At 56.4% G+C, this 16,017-nt stretch carries 15 protein-coding genes; 2 read left to right on the top strand and 13 right to left on the bottom strand.

The window, feature by feature from the left end; all coding sequences use genetic code 11:
- Positions 1–3: 3 nt before the first annotated feature.
- The 13 genes from tssH to OMK73_RS37115 form a co-directional block, all read right to left on the bottom strand.
- The gene (tssH, locus tag OMK73_RS37175; RefSeq protein WP_267606695.1) at positions 4–2,076 is read right to left on the bottom strand and encodes a type VI secretion system ATPase TssH; all 2,073 of its coding nucleotides are present in this window, start codon (positions 2,074–2,076) and stop codon (positions 4–6) included.
- Positions 2,077–2,695: 619 nt separating this feature from the next.
- On the bottom strand, positions 2,696–4,261 hold the full coding sequence (tssA, locus tag OMK73_RS37165; RefSeq protein WP_267606693.1) for a type VI secretion system protein TssA: 1,566 nt from the start codon (positions 4,259–4,261) through the stop codon (positions 2,696–2,698).
- Positions 4,258–5,745: a type VI secretion system contractile sheath large subunit gene (gene tssC, locus OMK73_RS37160; RefSeq protein ID WP_267606692.1), complete on the bottom strand. Its 1,488-nt coding sequence runs from the start codon at positions 5,743–5,745 to the stop codon at positions 4,258–4,260. Before tssC ends, tssA begins: the two co-directional genes overlap by 4 nt.
- 9 nt (positions 5,746–5,754) lie before the next feature.
- Positions 5,755–6,633, bottom strand: coding sequence for a type VI secretion system contractile sheath small subunit (gene tssB / locus OMK73_RS38575; protein ID WP_324291838.1), 879 nt, complete (start codon positions 6,631–6,633; stop codon positions 5,755–5,757).
- A 22-nt stretch (positions 6,634–6,655) separates the two neighbouring features.
- A complete protein-coding gene (locus OMK73_RS37150) occupies positions 6,656–7,078 on the bottom strand; it encodes a reverse transcriptase domain-containing protein (protein ID WP_267606691.1) in 423 nt (140 codons plus the stop codon).
- Between the two features lies 1 nt (position 7,079).
- Positions 7,080–7,349 (bottom strand): hypothetical protein, encoded by a 270-nt coding sequence (locus tag OMK73_RS37145; protein ID WP_267606690.1) that lies wholly within the window; start codon positions 7,347–7,349, stop codon positions 7,080–7,082.
- 1,034 nt (positions 7,350–8,383) lie between these two features.
- Positions 8,384–8,716, bottom strand: a complete 333-nt coding sequence (locus OMK73_RS37140) for an ATP-binding cassette domain-containing protein (protein WP_267606809.1) — start codon at positions 8,714–8,716, stop codon at positions 8,384–8,386.
- Positions 8,717–8,744: 28 nt separating this feature from the next.
- Positions 8,745–9,023: an ATP-binding cassette domain-containing protein gene (locus OMK73_RS39520; protein WP_420715701.1), complete on the bottom strand. Its 279-nt coding sequence runs from the start codon at positions 9,021–9,023 to the stop codon at positions 8,745–8,747.
- Entirely contained in the window at positions 8,975–10,510 is a 1,536-nt protein-coding gene (locus OMK73_RS37135; RefSeq protein ID WP_267606689.1) for a cysteine peptidase family C39 domain-containing protein, read from the bottom strand. The genes OMK73_RS39520 and OMK73_RS37135 overlap by 49 nt, the downstream gene beginning before the upstream one ends.
- A 10-nt stretch (positions 10,511–10,520) precedes the next feature.
- Positions 10,521–11,693 (bottom strand): HlyD family secretion protein, encoded by a 1,173-nt coding sequence (locus tag OMK73_RS37130; RefSeq protein WP_267606688.1) that lies wholly within the window; start codon positions 11,691–11,693, stop codon positions 10,521–10,523.
- Positions 11,694–11,800: 107 nt separating this feature from the next.
- Positions 11,801–12,667, bottom strand: coding sequence for a hypothetical protein (locus OMK73_RS37125; RefSeq protein ID WP_267606687.1), 867 nt, complete (start codon positions 12,665–12,667; stop codon positions 11,801–11,803).
- Between the two features lie 68 nt (positions 12,668–12,735).
- Complete coding sequence (locus OMK73_RS37120) at positions 12,736–13,161, bottom strand: TolC family protein (protein WP_267606686.1); 426 nt, start codon at positions 13,159–13,161, stop codon at positions 12,736–12,738.
- Positions 13,152–14,000 carry a TolC family protein gene (locus tag OMK73_RS37115; RefSeq protein ID WP_267606685.1) on the bottom strand — a complete coding sequence of 283 codons (849 nt, stop codon included), beginning with the start codon at positions 13,998–14,000 and terminating at the stop codon, positions 13,152–13,154. Before OMK73_RS37115 ends, OMK73_RS37120 begins: the two co-directional genes overlap by 10 nt.
- On the opposite strand from OMK73_RS37115, the gene OMK73_RS37110 reads away from it, so the two are divergent.
- Together OMK73_RS37110 and OMK73_RS37105 are read left to right on the top strand one after the other, a co-directional pair.
- A complete protein-coding gene (locus OMK73_RS37110) occupies positions 13,999–14,181 on the top strand; it encodes a hypothetical protein (protein ID WP_267606684.1) in 183 nt (60 codons plus the stop codon). The two genes, OMK73_RS37115 and OMK73_RS37110, sit on opposite strands and share 2 nt — an antisense overlap.
- A gap of 1,402 nt (positions 14,182–15,583) precedes the next feature.
- On the top strand, positions 15,584–15,790 hold the full coding sequence (locus OMK73_RS37105; protein ID WP_267606683.1) for a hypothetical protein: 207 nt from the start codon (positions 15,584–15,586) through the stop codon (positions 15,788–15,790).
- Positions 15,791–16,017: the final 227 nt, after the last annotated feature.

Raw genomic sequence — 16,017 nt, 5'->3', positions numbered from 1 at the left:
CACTCATCCTTCGAAGCGGCAGGAGAAACCGTCCGTCTCATCCACTTCCAAAGTAACCGCAGCGGGCAGAGCCGTCTGATCCACCAAGCGCTGCAGGATCCCCTCGGACAGAAGTGAGACGACCTCAGTGCGAATGAGCATATCGGCGTAACGCGCTCCGGCCTCATTTGCACTGCAACGACTAGCGATCGTCTCAATCACCTCCGTGGAGTAGCGCATTTCCATACCGTGATTGCATCGCATCCGGTCGGCAAGCCGCGCTAATTTCATCTCGATGACCTCCCGCACTACCTCCGGTGACAATGCCAGGTACGGGATTACTGTCATTCGCGCCAGCAGTGCCGGCTTGAAATGTGCGTTGAGTAAAGGGCGAATGCGATCTTCCAAGGAGGCCATAGTTTCTCCCCGAGACGCCATCCCATCGGCAATTGCCTCCGATGCCAGATTGGATGTCATCAGGATCACAGTCTGGGAAAAATCAATCAGCTTGCCCTCGCCATCGGACAGCATGCCCTTGTCGAACACCTGATAAAAGAGATTCATGACGTCCAGGTGCGCCTTCTCGACCTCGTCAAGCAGGATGACAGAATAGGGACGTTGCCGTACCGCTTCCGTTAGCACGCCGCCTTCGCCATAGCCAACATAGCCAGGAGGCGACCCGATCAGCCGGCTAACGCTGTGGGCTTCGCGATACTCGGTCATGTTGAGGATGATTGCCGAGCGTTCGTCGCCGAACAGGACATCGGCTAGAGCTAGAGCAGTCTCTGTCTTGCCCGTGCCTGAAGGTCCGACCAAAAGGAACACGCCTCGTGGTTGGCGGGGATCCTTCAGTCCGGCAGCTGCGCTCCGCACAGTTTCTGCAACGAGCGTCAGAGCATGGTCCTGGCCCCTCACCCGTCGTCGCAAGCTGTCCGCTAATGCCAGGATTGACTCTGTCTGGTCTCGCAGTACCTTGCCCAAGGGAATTCCGGTCCAGCGAGACACGACCTTGGCCACCACATCAGGCCCAACCTCAGAACATACCATCGGTGCGTCGCCCTGGATGTCTGCCAACCGTACCTCGGCCGCTACGAGTTGCATACCAATCTCTGCCAACACTTCGGGGGGGGCGGACGCCAATTTGGTACGTAGCTCGATCACTTCTCGTACGATTTCCTCCTCCTTCCGCCATCGGCCGATGAGTTCCTCTCTCTGGGCGCGCCAGTCGGTGAGCGCATTGTCCATCGATGCGAGTTCGTTCTCTGTCCTACGGCCATGACGCAACTCTCGTTCTAAGCCCTGCCGCTGAACTTCCAATGCCTCGATCTGGTTCTCAACCGTCTCGATTTCTTCCGGCGTGGAGGATAGGCCGATTGCCACCTGCGCGCACGCGGTGTCGAACAAATCCAAGGCTTTATCCGGCAATTGGCGGCCGTGGATATAGCGATCGGCCAGATCCACGGCTGCCTCCAACCCTGCGTCCGACACAAACACCCCGTGGTCCGCCTCATAGCGCTCGCGCAGACCACGCAGGATCACCTTCGCTTGGGCAATGCTGGGTTCTCCCACCGCAACGACTTGGAAGCGCCGGGCGAGCGCCAAGTCTTTCTCGAAATACTTCTTGTATTCGGACCAAGTAGTTGCTGCGACTGCTCGAAGTGTGCCGTTGGCCAACGCGGGCTTGAGCAGGTTTGCAAAATCATTGCCCCCCGCCGACGGTGGCCGTACAATGACATGGGCCTCGTCGATGAACAGCACAGCCGGCTCAGTTAGCGCTTCAATCTCGCGCACAACCTGACGCAACCGATTCTCAAATTCACCGCGGACTCCCGCTCCGGCCTCCAGAGCGCCCACGTCCAGACCAAGCAGAACAGCGCCACGTAGAGGCGGAGGGACGTCGCCAGCCGAAATCCTCAGCGCCAGCCCTTCCACCACCGCCGTCTTACCCACTCCGGGCTCGCCTACCACGATAGGGTTGTTCTTGCGCCGCCGGGACAGGATCTCGATTACCTGGCGAATCTCGCGGTCGCGGCCGATCACCGGATCGATGGCGCCGGCAATAGCCCGCTCAGTGAAATTGATGCAGTAGCGCGCCAAGGCCGAGCCCCCTCTTGCTCCGCCACGGTGGGTAGCACGCCCCTCCCGCCGGGCGAGGGCATCGCTTCGGCCTCGCAAGACTGGCCTGACACTTCCCGCAGAGAAGCCGCAGTATGATCTCGCCCAAGCAGCCGGAGGCGGTCTGGCCACTCCCCTTGTGCGAAATTGCGTCCCCGTTGGGCCAATGCCAGCAAGATGGCACCCGAGTGAATGGCGTGACGTCCGAGTTCCACCGAAGCGATTAACCATGCATCCTGAAGCAGATCGAAGATCAGCGGCGAGAAGCCCAGACTGGCAGTCCGTTGGCTCTCGATCTTGCCGATGTCCACGGATAGCGCGCCCAGAAGTCCACTGACATCGAGGCCCACGCGGGGGAGTAGCAGGTTCATCTCACTCCGAGACTCCTGAAGCAGCGAGTAAGCAAAATGCTCCACCGTGATTTCCCAGTGTCCTCGCTCCAGGCATAGCCCAGCAGCGTTCTCCAGTGCGTTTTTACAGTACGAGTTGAGGCGCGCAACCAATGACTTAATATCAACTAGCAACATAATTTTGTTCTCATCCCTGAGGCCACAAACCCCAGCAAAAATAGGGAGCTCACACTAAGCCCATGCCGTCTAGTCTAGGACCCCAGACCTCCAAGGAGAGCGGCGCGTGGTGAGAGGGCCGCAATACGTCGCAACAACGCCTCACTGCTGGGCGTATCCCCTCCTGTCCAGCCGCAGACGCCCAGTCCCTGATAGCCCGCGATCAAGCCTCTTACAGCCAGCCCTGGTTCCCATCGCTCAAGGCCGTGTTGGTCGACTTCCGGCAATAGCCCGGCGAAGAACGGTGACAGGTGACGTCCTTGGGCGCCACCGCATTCCAGCAGGAGCTCTGCCAACGCCACCCTGAACAGATAGGCATCCCTGCCTGCAACGCCCGTTCCAGCGCTCTCCAGCTCATCGAGGGCTGCGGCCAGCTTGCCTCCACGCATCAAAGGTCGCGCCCGCTCCAGCGCCGCGTCCAAGAGGTCGGCAGCCTGCGTTACTGTGATCTCCCGTTGGGCCGATTTCGCCCGCAATCGGTCGAGCCAAGCATGCGTCGCCGCATCGGCGAACGGCATACCATCGGAGAAGGCAAGCTTCTCCACACCGGGCAACCGCAGCAGCAGCAGGCCAATCTCCGAGCGGATCTCGGTGGCCGCCCGCTCGTAGTCTGGGCCCAAGATCTCAAGCGCCTCACACGCAATGCGGTGCAGGTCGAGCCACAGCGTATGCTCATTCACCAACTCTTCCGCCGCAGTAGCTAGTTCGCTCCACGCGTGCCGTTTCATCAGTTCCTGTAGAGTCGCGACAACAGACGATGGCGGCGCGGCCAACATCGTGCATCCGTTCTGCGCAGCTGGGCATTCCCTCACAGTCAGCCATGCGCCAACCCGTCGTAGCCGGTAGGCCAAGTGATTGGTGGGGTCGGCGCGATGTAGAATCGCGCTGACCCGTTTGAGTGCATTGGCCAGGTGGTCCAAGGCGCCGTCGTGGTCGATCGCGTCGAAGCGGGCTAGCCAGTCTCCGATCGGGTCCGATGGAGGCAGCACAGCCGCCGGCGACTTATCGTACGGGTCTTCTGCTTCAGACAATTCCGGAGGGAAGCGATCAAGCGTTCGTGTCAACTCGCCAATAAACAAACCATCTGGATCTTTCTCCCGTAGCAGCCGGTCGAACCCCGCCAAGCCGTTCTGTAGCGATTCGAGCGTTGCTACTGGCACCGGATTGACCGGTAGGTTGCGCAGCACCTCTGCGGAGTACTTGAGCCACCACGCCAACGCGTTGCGACGGGCGCGCAGGCTGTTCGGGTGACACTCGTCCCAGAAAGTCATCAGCATCGCGTGCAGAAGCCGCACTGCACCGTAAAAACCAGATAGTCCATGTAGCCGTACTAAACCGACTCCCAAATAGCAAGCAACCCGCACATCCTTTCCGGTGCATGCAAGCACATCCTGCGCCAGGGTCATCACCTGCTGCCAGTCGGTGGTACCATCAATCGCGGGGTGGTTGGCTCGGTCAATTTCTTCCTGTAACTGCTCGAATTTGGGGGTTCCGGCGGGATCGCGGCCGGCGCCGCTTTCACCCACCGGCGCCGCACCGAGTCGTGCGTAGTCCACACACTCCATACCCTCTGCCGGAAGCGCATCAGCGATCGCTCTCATTCCTTGTCCAACTTGCCGACGAGCGAGAGTACGAAAGTGGCACCCATATACTTGAAATGGGGCTTAACCTTTAGTGCAACTCGATACCAGCCCGGGTCCCCCTCAACCTCGCTCACCTCCACTTGACCGGCTCGCAGCGGACGCTTGCTGCGTACACCGGGCAATGGGTCGTCCATGTCAACGACATATTGATTCACCCACTTGTTGAGTTCGCGCTCCAAGTCTGCCCTTTCCTTCCACATGCCAATGTTTTCTCGTTGGATCACTTTGATGTAGTGGGCCAAACGACTAACAATGAAAATGTAAGGCAGTTGAGTGCCCAGCTTGAAATTTAGCTCCGTCTCCTTTGCTTCACGGTTTTGGCCGAAAAATGCAGGCTTCTGTATGGAATTGGCAGAGAAAAAAGCGGCTGTGTCGCTATTCTTTCGCATAGTCAGAGCAATGAAGCCGTGCTCTGCTAGTTCATATTCCTTGCGCTCGGAAATGAGGATTTCAATTGGTATCTTTGCCTGTATTTCGCCCATTGACTCATAAAAATACATAGGCAAGTCACTTATCGTACCGCCGCCTTGCGGACCAATTACGTTGGCACACCAGCGGTGCCCGGCAAAACTGTCCGTGAGCCGCGTGGCAAAAGCAAAGGCGGCGTTACCCCACAGAAAACCGCGCTTCCCTTCCGACACGTCTTCCTGAAAATTGAACGTCTTGGCCGGTACCGTGTCTGACCCGTATGGTAGGCGCAACAGAAAATGGGGGAGGGTCAAACCCACGTAGCGAGCATCCTCGCTCTCTCGAAATGCATTCCATTTTGCGAATTGCGGCATGTCGTAGATCGAGGCAAGATCCTTGACATTGGGCAACTGGGAGAAGTCGTCTACACCGAAGAACTCGGCCGCTGCTGCAGCGATAAAAGGTGCATGACTCATCGCTGCCACACTGGCCACCTTGCGCAGCAAGGTCATATCCTGCGGTTTCGGCGAGAACTCATAGTTTCCGATTATGGCGCCATAGGGCTGACCACCGTATTGACCATATTCAGACGTGTAGCAGAGCTTGTACAGCCCAGACTTGGTAACTTCTGGGATCTCCTCGAAGTCACGAAGCAAAGCTTCCTTGCCGATATCCACGATAAAAATACGATTGTTCTCTTGGAAATTTGTGCGATCAACAAGGAAACGCAAACCACGCCACGCCGACTCCATCTTCTGGAAATCCGCATGATGCATGATTGCATCTATCTGAGCCGACAGGCGGCTATCGATGTCGGCAATCATCGCGTCCACTACCGCTGATGTAACTTTTTCGTTTGGCTGCTGACGCCGGATCACTTCGGTCATCAGCGCCTCAAGACCCATCCGGGCGATGGGATAAATCGGATCCTCCGCCTTTACGCGAGCGGCCTCTACCAGTTCGTCGATAATTGAGGGATTTGCTACCGCGCCGGTGCTCTGCGCCGAGTCGATCTGTTTAGCGTTGTCTGCCATGATTTACTCCTACGCCTCTTCAATACCCAGCTCCGCCAACAGACGGACACGGACAGAGTTGTCTTTGACAACCTGTTGCAGTTTGCTTCGAAATTCCGGGATGTTTCCGAGAGGCCCCTTCAGTCCACGCAGCGCTTCACGCAGTTCCATGAGCCGTTTGAGTTCTGGCACTTGCTGCACGATGGAATCCGGCCCGAAGTCGGCGAGCGTACTCACGGAAAGCGACACCGGAAGCGCCATCGCCCCCTCCGCCAGCCGATTTGGCACATCCAAATTCATGATCAGCCCGTGAGCTTTCATCACGTTGTCAAAATTCGTCTTATCAACGCCTACGGGCTTGCGATCCTCCAGGGGCTCCGGATTCTCGCGCAACGTGAAGTCACTCAACACCATCAGCTTGAAAGGCAATTCAACATCGTTCGACCGGCCATCTAGATCCGATTGATAGACGATGTTGACACGCTCTTTGGGGGAGCCGTAGGTCTCTGCTCGTTTGCCATTATTCAATCCTTCTTTGTGAATAGAACTGAGCCGCTTTCGCAACTCGATACTCTGGTCGCCTTCCCGTTGCGCGAGGTGATAGTGCAATATCGCTCGCACTTTTCGAAGCGCCCGCCACTCATTTGCCATGATGCGTCCCTTCTGCCGTAAAGAATCTGAGAGATTGCTGCGCTCGGATCGGCGCGCGATCGCGGTAGGAATACCCATTACTGGACACTCCGCACAGATCCCGGCGGGCCCAACTCGAGTGCGGTGCAAAGCGAGCTGTTTCTGGTCATCAATCGGATCGAGGAATTTGCAGGCGCCGTCACCGAAAAACTGGACACGATTGATCTTGAGACAAAGCGCAGGATCGTATTGGGTCTGGTCAAGCGCGTCGAAATCCACAAGGATGAAATCGTCATTGTGTTCAGGGTTGACCCACAGCCTGGGGCTTTTGACAGCGAAAACTCGAATGATTCAGACGACGGAGTGAAAAGTATGCAACGTTGTAAGCGGCAACCACCCCGCCTTGAGGGGTACCGGCATCGGGATAAAACAGCTGCCCATCCTCCAGCACTCCCGCTTTCAGCCACTTGTCGATCAGTCTTCGTACTACTCCATCTGTGACTCTTCTGGCTAGGAACTCTCTCAGTTTGGCTTGGTCAATGCTGTCAAAATATTTCCGAACATCGACATCCAGCACCCACCGACCACCCCGCTGCGTAATCCCCTTCCATACAGCCCGCAGTGCCCGGTGCGCACTGCGAGCCCGCCGGAAGCCGAACGAGCAGTCCTGAAAATCCTGTTCGTAAATCGGCTCCAGCAGCATAACGATGGCGCGCTGCGCCACCTTAGGGAATACCGAGCCCGCGGAGACCACCGTCCGCCTTTTCTATGAATTGACGACGAACCGGCAGAGCGCGGTATCGGCCCGACTTGAGCCGGTCGATCAGACCACAGAGGTTCTGCTCCAGGTTGGCCGCATAGTCCTCCCCAGTCTGACCGTCTACCCCGACCGCACCATCCTTACGCGTACGGTCGTAGGCGTACTTCACCCGCTCATAGTCGATATAGTGGCTCAGTGAGGTGAGGGCCATCTCTGGATTGTTCCTCGCCAGCATGGCTATTCGTTCCTGTTTCGTTGACACGCTTGCAGGCTTCAAAGTACCTCCGTGTTTCTCAAAAACGATTCTGTAACAACGACGCCCCCTTCCCTCGACCGGGTCCGCCCGAGCGGCGTTCCCCGATGTCATCAGTATCTATGAGGGCGCTAAGACTTCCTGCGCCGAATACGGTGTCACTTATGGATTCGCTTCACCGTTCCAGTCCTCGTCCCCTTGTTCGCTCCCTGGCGGCGGAGACCTCAGCCAGGGCCTGGCCCGTTTATAGCCTGTGACCATCGGCTTCCTAGACTGGTCGTACGCAGGATCTCCTAGGTTCCTGGGGAATCCATCCTTGCACCTTTGCCCTGCTCTCAGACCCCGGCCGGTCCGGCTGGCCTCTTGCGGCCCGCACGGTACAGTCCCCATACCACGAACAATGAAGACACCAGCAGTTGATTGATATCGAGGCTCAATCACACGGCTTCAGTACCCGCTGCCTACGCTTCAAGTAATGCGTTACCGCACTCGCATGCAAGGCTCGCTTCCGGTTGGTGGTTAGCCTTTCCCGGGAGAGGGGAGTTGAACCCTCTGGATTCCAATGAGTGGTTTCCGTCGCATTGGACTTCCTCCACTCCCAGGCTTAGCCTGGCGCGATCGTGGCTCAATGGCTGGCCTGCACGCACCCCTGAAAATCATCTAGCGGGCCTTCCACCGTCGACGCTTCGCAACGTACCTCGCGGTGCGCTACGCATGACTCGGGGCCAGCATGATTCGCTAGTTCTTTGCTGTTAGGGACTTTCACCCTTTACTCCTTGCCGGTCTCCCGGCGCACTCAAGATAGTTGTCGGTGTGCCAAGAAGGAAGGCGACAGTTTGTCGTCGTACATGCTGTATTCGTGATGAGGGTAGGTCCCTCGGTTTCGCCGATCAGACGGTGATACCAAACCACCCAGAGCTGCTGCCGTTAAGAGCGGTTGTGGTGAGCGTCGGGAAAAGGCGAGATGAATCTCGTCAGGTAGGCTAGAAGGAGGCAAATTTCGCGCTTACATTTATTCAACAACGCCTTAGCCGAGTCACGGTGCCTTGATCGACCTTGAGCAGCGAGGGAAACAAGGCCAGTACCGTCGGGTTGTGCGTGACAACGATCACGGTCGCCTCCAGTTCTAGAAGACGTTCCACGACCGCCCGCTCTGTCAGCGCGTCCAGATGCGCTGTAGGTTCATCCAGGATAAGAAACCGCGGTCTTGTATAAAGCGCCCGTGCGAGCAACAGCCGCTGCTGTTGTCCTGACGACAGGCTGTTGCCCTGAGCGCTCACAAGCGTCGCGTAGCCGCCCGGTTGACCCAGGATGTCGTCATGCAAGCCAGCGTTACGGGCGCATTCGATCGCCCACGTCGCATTGTGCTCCTCACTCTCAAAAAATGTTTTCGAGGATGCTTCCGTTGTGAAACGAAGGCTTTGAGTCGAGCACCGCGATCTTTCTGCGATAGTCCATCAGCGAAATGCTTCTGATATCAACACCGTCGACTCGAAAAACTCCAGAGGTCGGCTGATAGAGGCTCGTAAATATTTTAAGGAGAGTGGATTTTCCAGAACCCGATACCCCAGTGATCGCAATTTTTTCTCCAGCCGAAATAACCAGATTTACATCGTAGAGGATTGGCTTGACAAAAGCTGCGTACCTGAAGCACACATCTTCGAGTCGCAGTTCCCCACCGGGATCAATCGGGCGGCCCCCGCGGAAAATCCAGTCCGCGCGACCTCTAGAGGCGCATCGATCACATCGCGTAGTTCATCGAGCATTCCCTCCGATTGCTTCAGTTCATAGACAGTCTGAACGCAACCAATGGATTTATTGAGAAATTGATCCCTAAACATCAAATAGGCAAACACCATCCCAACGCTAATATTACCTTTCAAGGCGAAGGCCGCGCCAAGGTAAATCACGCCGAGCCTTTCGGCATGACGTAATGTCTCGCTAAACAGAGCAAATCGGTAGCCGATGATCTGAAGCCAGATCCTTTCCCGGGAAGCATCCAGCTGCATGTTCGCCCATCGGTTCAGTTTTCCCGCTTCGGCGGTTGTCAGTTTGATCGCCTGAATATCGTCAATCAAGCGCAACAGATTGCCATCCGCCTTTGCCACCGCGGCCAGTTGGATTCCCATTCTCTTTCGAACGGAATACAGCATGAATTGGCGCGCTGCAATGTAGCTAGCAAGAACCAATGTCGACAGTACCGCCAGCACCGGGCTGATGGTAAACATGATGGCCAGAGCAACCAGGGAAAAGACACCATCCAGTAATGCTGAAAATGTCGCATCAGATAGCGACGTTTGCAGCATATCTATTTGTCGCAACCGTTGATATATCTGACTGACGCCGCGAACATCAAACCACGAAAGCGGCAACGATAACAAGCGTGAAACGAGCCCAATTTTTGCATCGTTATGCAAACGGGCTGCCAGATCCATATGCAGATAACCACGCAGAAATCTTGCCGCCACATCCCATATGGCAATGGCGCCAAACACCAGAACGAGTAGGTTCAGGATATCCAGATCGTTCTTTGTCACAGCTTCGTCGATGACCAGTTGGACAAAGAAGGGGCTGGCAATGGCCGCCGCCTCAATAATCAACGTCAGAAGCAGGCTCGCACGCAGGAATGACCACGTGTTGCGATTGCGAGCAATAAAATCGGAGAAGCGAAGCAATCGCCTTGTACCCTGATGACGAAATAGTTTGTCGATCGACAATTCGAGGGCATAGCCCGTCGCGGACAGCGCGAATTCATGATGGGTGTAGATACGCCGCCCGACGGCTGGGTCCATGATCTCGATAAAAGATTTTGTTACGCGTTCGAGAACAACAAGATGATTCGTATTCCAGTGCAGAATCGCGGGCAGCACTATATCCTGCACATGGCTCATTGAGAAGGAAATTCCCCTCCCGTTGTAGCCGAGATCGCGTGCCATACATAATACCTGCAAGAGCGTAGCACCCTGTAGCGACGTCCCATAACGGATCTTCAATCCGGACAAGCTGACACCGGCACCATGGAATTGTGCAATCGCACACAAGCACGATATGCCACAGTCACTCAATTCCATTTGCCTCACTACAGGCACTCTCTTCCGGAAGAAGGATTGGAACCCATCTCTTAGATTTCGCCAGATTACCATGTCACATCTATTATGCGGTCAAAAAATATGGGTTGCGGCCAAGTGCGGCAAACACCGGATTAAACAGCCAACGGAACAATGACTGTCGCTCCAAGGCTACGTAACCATGGCAGGTCATGCCGGATTGCAGTCTCCAGCCTTTGCCGTAGCCTGTCACGCTGCTCGTCTGTAAAGCCACCACTGCCATATATGAACGCTCGCCATCCCGCAGACTGGCCAACGTCTTGAACTGGCTGTTGATCACGGAGGTAGAAGAGATACTTATGATTTTTCCGGCTATACTGCCAAACTGCTGGGTCGGAAAGGCGTCGATTTGCAGCAACACTTCGTCACTGGGCCGCACGAAACCGATGTCAGAGGGACGAACGAACATTAGTGCCTGCAAAGGAACATGCGGGTCACTGATGGTTGCTATAACTTCGCCACTCTGAATGGATTTTCCGGTCTGACTAAGGGTCGAGTCGATTATTCCGTCGTGTGTTGCGGTGATCCGGAACGACTCGCTCTTTAATGCACGATCTAGCTCGATATTCAGCTGATTGATACGCGCCTCTGTTTCGTTATTCTGCCGGCTCAGCGAGCTCTTTTCACGCTGAAGCTGCTTCTTGATATCAGCTTCTTTTCCTTCGATCCGTGCAATATTCTGGCGCACACGCGCACTTTCGCTCTTTATATGCAAATACTTAATTTCGACGTCCGTCAATTCCCGTGTCGAACGAATCCCTTCGGCGACCAGAAGCTTCAGTGTTGCCAGTTCGCCGCTGAAAACCTGTTCGGCCTGAAGATCGGAATCCAGTTCCTGCTTTGCCTGCGCGGCCTCGTCCATTAACCGTCGCAACTCGTCGGTCGTTGCCGCGGCCAGCAATAGGCCGTCCCGTTCGGTCAAGTTGCGGGTCGCACGAAATCTGTCGATGCTGTCGCGCAGAGCTACCGTTTCCCCGCCCCCGTTGTCATCGCTCCCTACCTTGCGCAACACCGCCACCTCTGCTACGACATCGCCGGCGTGAACCTGATCTCCTGGGCGAACGAAAACCTGGCGCAGCGTTCCGTTTTCCGGAGAAATCAGAAGCACCTGTCCCCCCTGCGGCTCAAGCACTCCCTGGATGGACACCTTTCGCATGTATTGGCCAAAGACAAGCACAGCAGCTACACACAGAAACAGGCCAAAGAAGGCCAGTATCAAGCCACGTCGTCCAACCGCCAAGTGAACGCCCGTACTACCCCACCACCCACTAGGGTCGACTGGAACCTGAGTCGGCTGTCGTCGGTGACAAAACCGCGAGAACATCGTCACGCCCGCTCCTCACTGCGTTTCCTCATCAGACGGACCACTTCACGCTGGATCTGTGATGCCGGCCGGTAAAAATATGTTTCGAAATGTTCCCAGCAGCGCCACTGTTCTGGGCTTGTTCTGATTCGTTGCTCGAACATTGTCGCCAGTTGTTGCATGGCCAACTGAGACGGCTGAGGGACGTCGGAGAATGCGGGGGTCAACTGTATCCACTCCCGGTACACGTCATCGATATGTGTTTCCGCAATCGATACAGGCACATTGGCCAATGCCGCGATGTCGATCAAACCGGACGGTAAGCGCCCACATTGACCAAACCAATGAACCGATATTGCGCGGTCTGAGTGTGGATAAAAATCCGAAAATAGAAACACAATCCCGCCGCCGCGAAGCGTCCGTACAACTTGCCGAAGCGCGGAATGACTGTTACCGTCGACGAATATAAGCGAAAATCCGGCGCGCTCCATGCGCTGCGCAACCGCGAGGTCGTTTGCATCGCGTTGCAAGCGCACCACGCACCCTGCACGCGCACGGCCAGCGCGGATCATCAGCGCCATCACACCATACCAGTAGTCCCACGTGTGCATGAACGCCACTAGCTCTCCGCATGATGGCGCGGAGCCACTTTGTGCGCCCCGAATATCGAATTGATATCGCGCAACAATTTGCTGAACAGCGTCATCTGGCATTGACGCATACAGATGGGGCAACAGCCTGCAGACCCGGAACATCGCGGCATGTTTGCGGGCTCGCATCAATGCATCATCCGCACCTAACGATAGTCTGTCCTGCATATGCGCTGCGACCCGTAGTGTCGAAGCGGTATCGGGTAACCATGTGGCCAGCGCGAACGCCCAACGAAGCACGTTGCTCCTTCGCCGAAGGAAATGTTTTCCAGCCCAGCGAAACAGACGACCGCGGATCCTTTTTACCATCATAGACCGTTCAGAATCGCACCGATCAGGTCCGCGTATGGCCCGTCATTATTCCCACTGGATTGGGCCAGGCGGAGGCCAATCAACAGTCGACGGACGTCATAGGTCTGCTCGATGAACTCGCGTGCTGCCGAAAACCGGTCGCGTGAAGCATCCAATATGTCGAACGTATTGTTAAACCCCATCTGACGTTCCCGTTCGAGGCCCGTCATCACTTTTTCCATCCGGTGCCACGCGTCTTCTGCACTGGCGGCAGATAATCGGGCAGCACGCAACTGCGCACAGTTTTTTTGCTGATTAACGATCGCGTCAGTGCGTGCAGTCTCAAGCGCGGCCTGAGCCTGCTCTGATAGCGCAGTCGCTTTCCGCACCTTTGCACTGGTATACCCGCCATCAGTCAGCGGAATCGTCAGTGTTATTTCCATTCTTTTTCGGACAATCCACCGGTCAGGCCATCATAAGCATGACGTCCGGAATTCCGCATCAGCTGCAAATCCACCCGCGGGCCATATTGTGCGCGCTCTGCGCTAACCTGATGCTGCCTCACTGCCAGCTCAGCTTCACGCTGCACAATAGCAGGCATACCGGCCAATCGATCCGGATTGCAAATCTCTGAATCTTCGAGCCCCGCGGACAGTTGTATCGCTGATAGCGCGGACACCGCCGTCAACGGGGGCAATATCCCTCCAATGGGGAGATCGAACCTATTCAGTAAAGCAGTTGCCGCCGCATCACGCTGTGCCAGAAATCGCTGGAGACTTTGCATCCCGTCTTGATTGCGAGCCAATGCACGTTCCATTTCCAGGGCGGAGGTCTGCCCGAGTTGCCTGGAGCGGTCCAAGTGTTTGGCAAATTCCCGTGTCTGATCACCGTACTGGGTAGCACTGAGGATCAACGCGGCATACTTGCGATACTCTAACATCGCCAGGATCAAATCCCGCAAGACTTCGAGGCGGGTCCGACGTAATTCGGCTCGCGCGACCTCGAAGTCTTCCTTTGCTTCGGCCACGTGAGAAAGATCGGCGCCGCTGCGAAAGAGATTCCAGCGGATTTGCAGCGAGCTGGTCAGACCGCGATCTTCACCAAGCGATATTTCCGTAACGCGCCCCCAGCGGTCATTGCGATCTGCATTCGCTTGCAGTGATAGCGTTGGCAAATAGCTGGCCTTCGCGGCATCGATTAGTGCGTCGGCCGCGCCAATCTGGCTGCGTGCCTGCTGCAAGCGCGAATCTTGCTCTACAGCAGACTGAACAATCTGATACATGCCAGAGGAACGCGCCTCCTCGCAGAAGCCGGTAACGGGCAACGCGCAGAAGCTGGAACATATCCACATGCCAAAGCAGATATGCCTGATGAAAGAATTCGCCATTCGCATTGATTTTATGCCGTGCGAGGCTGCGCCGGTGCCGTTTCACCCGGACGGTGCGCACGCTTTGCCCGATTAAATTGACAACGTAACCTGCAACCGTCCATGCGGACACGATGCCCGCCCAACATGTCAACCAAGTTAACGGCGTCACTCAGACACTGCGGCTTTGCGGGCGGAATCCGAGCCTGTTGAGGCTGGGCGCTGCCCAGCCGCTCAGGCCCAAGCCGTAGGGCTAGTGCAGTGTTCCATTTAAGCGGCGGTTGGCGCCAATGACCGTTTGTAGGATGTGTCGCGAGCGCTCTTGGTCCAGATGAACGGCTTCGGGTTGGTGTTGTGGTGAGCGACGTACTCGTTGACAGAACGCCACACCAGACACTCGAGTTATATTCTGCCTAGCCTAGGCAGACTTCAGCCATCCCAAACCTTCAACGGGACACCACCAATTGTTAGATCGTTACCATATTTACCCCAACCTTTCATTGGCCTATCCATGCACCAACGCCCCACTTATCCGACTCGGCGCTTCTTCGCGCTCAAGCAAGGCTGAGCATATGGGGCAGTTCTGCACGTATAGATTTGAGCGCACAAAAAGGGGCGGCGGCGGGGGCCTCCGCCCCTCGGCCGCCGTCCGGCCGGTTGCTCGAGGTGGTTAACTGCCGCTGCCGCCAATAAGCCCTCCTACGAGCGCGCCAAGCATAGCCCCACTGCCTGCTCCACTCATCGCACCCAGCGGGCCACCAAGCACTCCACCGATGACCCCACCACCAACTGCCCCAACTCCTGCTCCTCCCAGGATGTACCAATTGCTGCCGCCAAAGGCCAAGCCGCCGCCAGCGATCGAATCCAACTGCTCCATTGAAAGCTCTTGCATCACAATCTCCTTTCATGACATAGAAACATAGCCTAGATATGGACCGCAATTCACGCCCACAGATCCGCCTACATTTGTCCGCGCCGATTGAATTTTAACCACTGCCCATAAAGGCACAGTCAGCACGGCTCCTCCACATCCGTGGAGATATCGGCTGTACCCTCAATTCAATCAGCGCAGCAGTGCGCGTACACTGGCGCTTTTATCCGGGCACTGCGAACTCAAGCCGGTTTGCGATTCAAATTACGCCTACTACAGTGTTTAGCATATACGTCGATCTCATCTTAGTTCTAAGCAAATACTTGTTATTCGGTCCTTCAAGTACGCCCCTCGCGAGATGCGTTGAATCGCGGAGCATGTAGCATTTTCAGCGAGCTGAGGATGGCTATATGAGTGACAGCACGGCAGGCATGGATTCGATGGCGCACATCGAAGCTGCGAAGCGAGAGGGCAAGACGATTTCAGCGTACGCCCGCGAGCACGGGCTGTGCAGGCAACAACTGTACGCGGTCAGACGACGCCTGCGGAAGCTGCCGGCCGGTCCGGAGAATGCAAGGATGATTGCGAAGACGATTGAGCCACCAAGGCCGGGCTCGCGCTCGCCCAGTTGACCGAGCGCTTCCAGTGGCTGCTGACCAGCCCCGGCATCGGCCTGCTCACCGGCGAGCCCGGCGTGGGCAAGACCCGCGCTACGCCACATCACCCGCACACTCAACCCACATCGCTATCTGGTCACTATCTGGCCGAAACCGAGTATGGTCGAGTCGATCTGTACCGGGCGCTGGCCCGCGCGCTTGGCCTGGTGAGTAGCTGAGCATGAGCGGCGTTTGTGATGTCGAATCTGTGAGATTTGATCAAGCACGATGAGGGAAGCCGGAGAGCTTCCCTCAGGGATCGTGCAAGCACTGCCCTGAGAGAAGATGTCGCCTTTATTGTGTCCAGCAATGAAGGAGACTGCGCCAGTGTGCCACGCCCTGGAGTTACAACTCAACCGGCGGATGCCTGATCAGATAAGCCTCCATTCAAGGGGGATTGGCCGGA

It is taken from the genome of Cupriavidus sp. D39 (assembly GCF_026627925.1).
GTDB classification, from domain to species: domain Bacteria; phylum Pseudomonadota; class Gammaproteobacteria; order Burkholderiales; family Burkholderiaceae; genus Cupriavidus; species Cupriavidus ulmosensis.
This window is presented reverse-complemented; position numbering and strand designations above follow the sequence as displayed.

Coding starts and splice junctions, on each gene's coding strand:
- tssA (WP_267606693.1), bottom strand. CDS start 4,261: ATGAGAGCGATCGCTGATGCGCTTCCGGCAGAGGGTATGGAGTGTGTG.
- tssC (WP_267606692.1), bottom strand. CDS start 5,745: ATGGCAGACAACGCTAAACAGATCGACTCGGCGCAGAGCACCGGCGCG.
- OMK73_RS37145 (WP_267606690.1), bottom strand. CDS start 7,349: ATGCTGGCGAGGAACAATCCAGAGATGGCCCTCACCTCACTGAGCCAC.
- OMK73_RS37135 (WP_267606689.1), bottom strand. CDS start 10,510: ATGGTAATCTGGCGAAATCTAAGAGATGGGTTCCAATCCTTCTTCCGG.
- OMK73_RS37120 (WP_267606686.1), bottom strand. CDS start 13,161: ATGGAAATAACACTGACGATTCCGCTGACTGATGGCGGGTATACCAGT.
- OMK73_RS37110 (WP_267606684.1), top strand. CDS start 13,999: ATGCCAGAGGAACGCGCCTCCTCGCAGAAGCCGGTAACGGGCAACGCG.
- OMK73_RS37115 (WP_267606685.1), bottom strand. CDS start 14,000: ATGTATCAGATTGTTCAGTCTGCTGTAGAGCAAGATTCGCGCTTGCAG.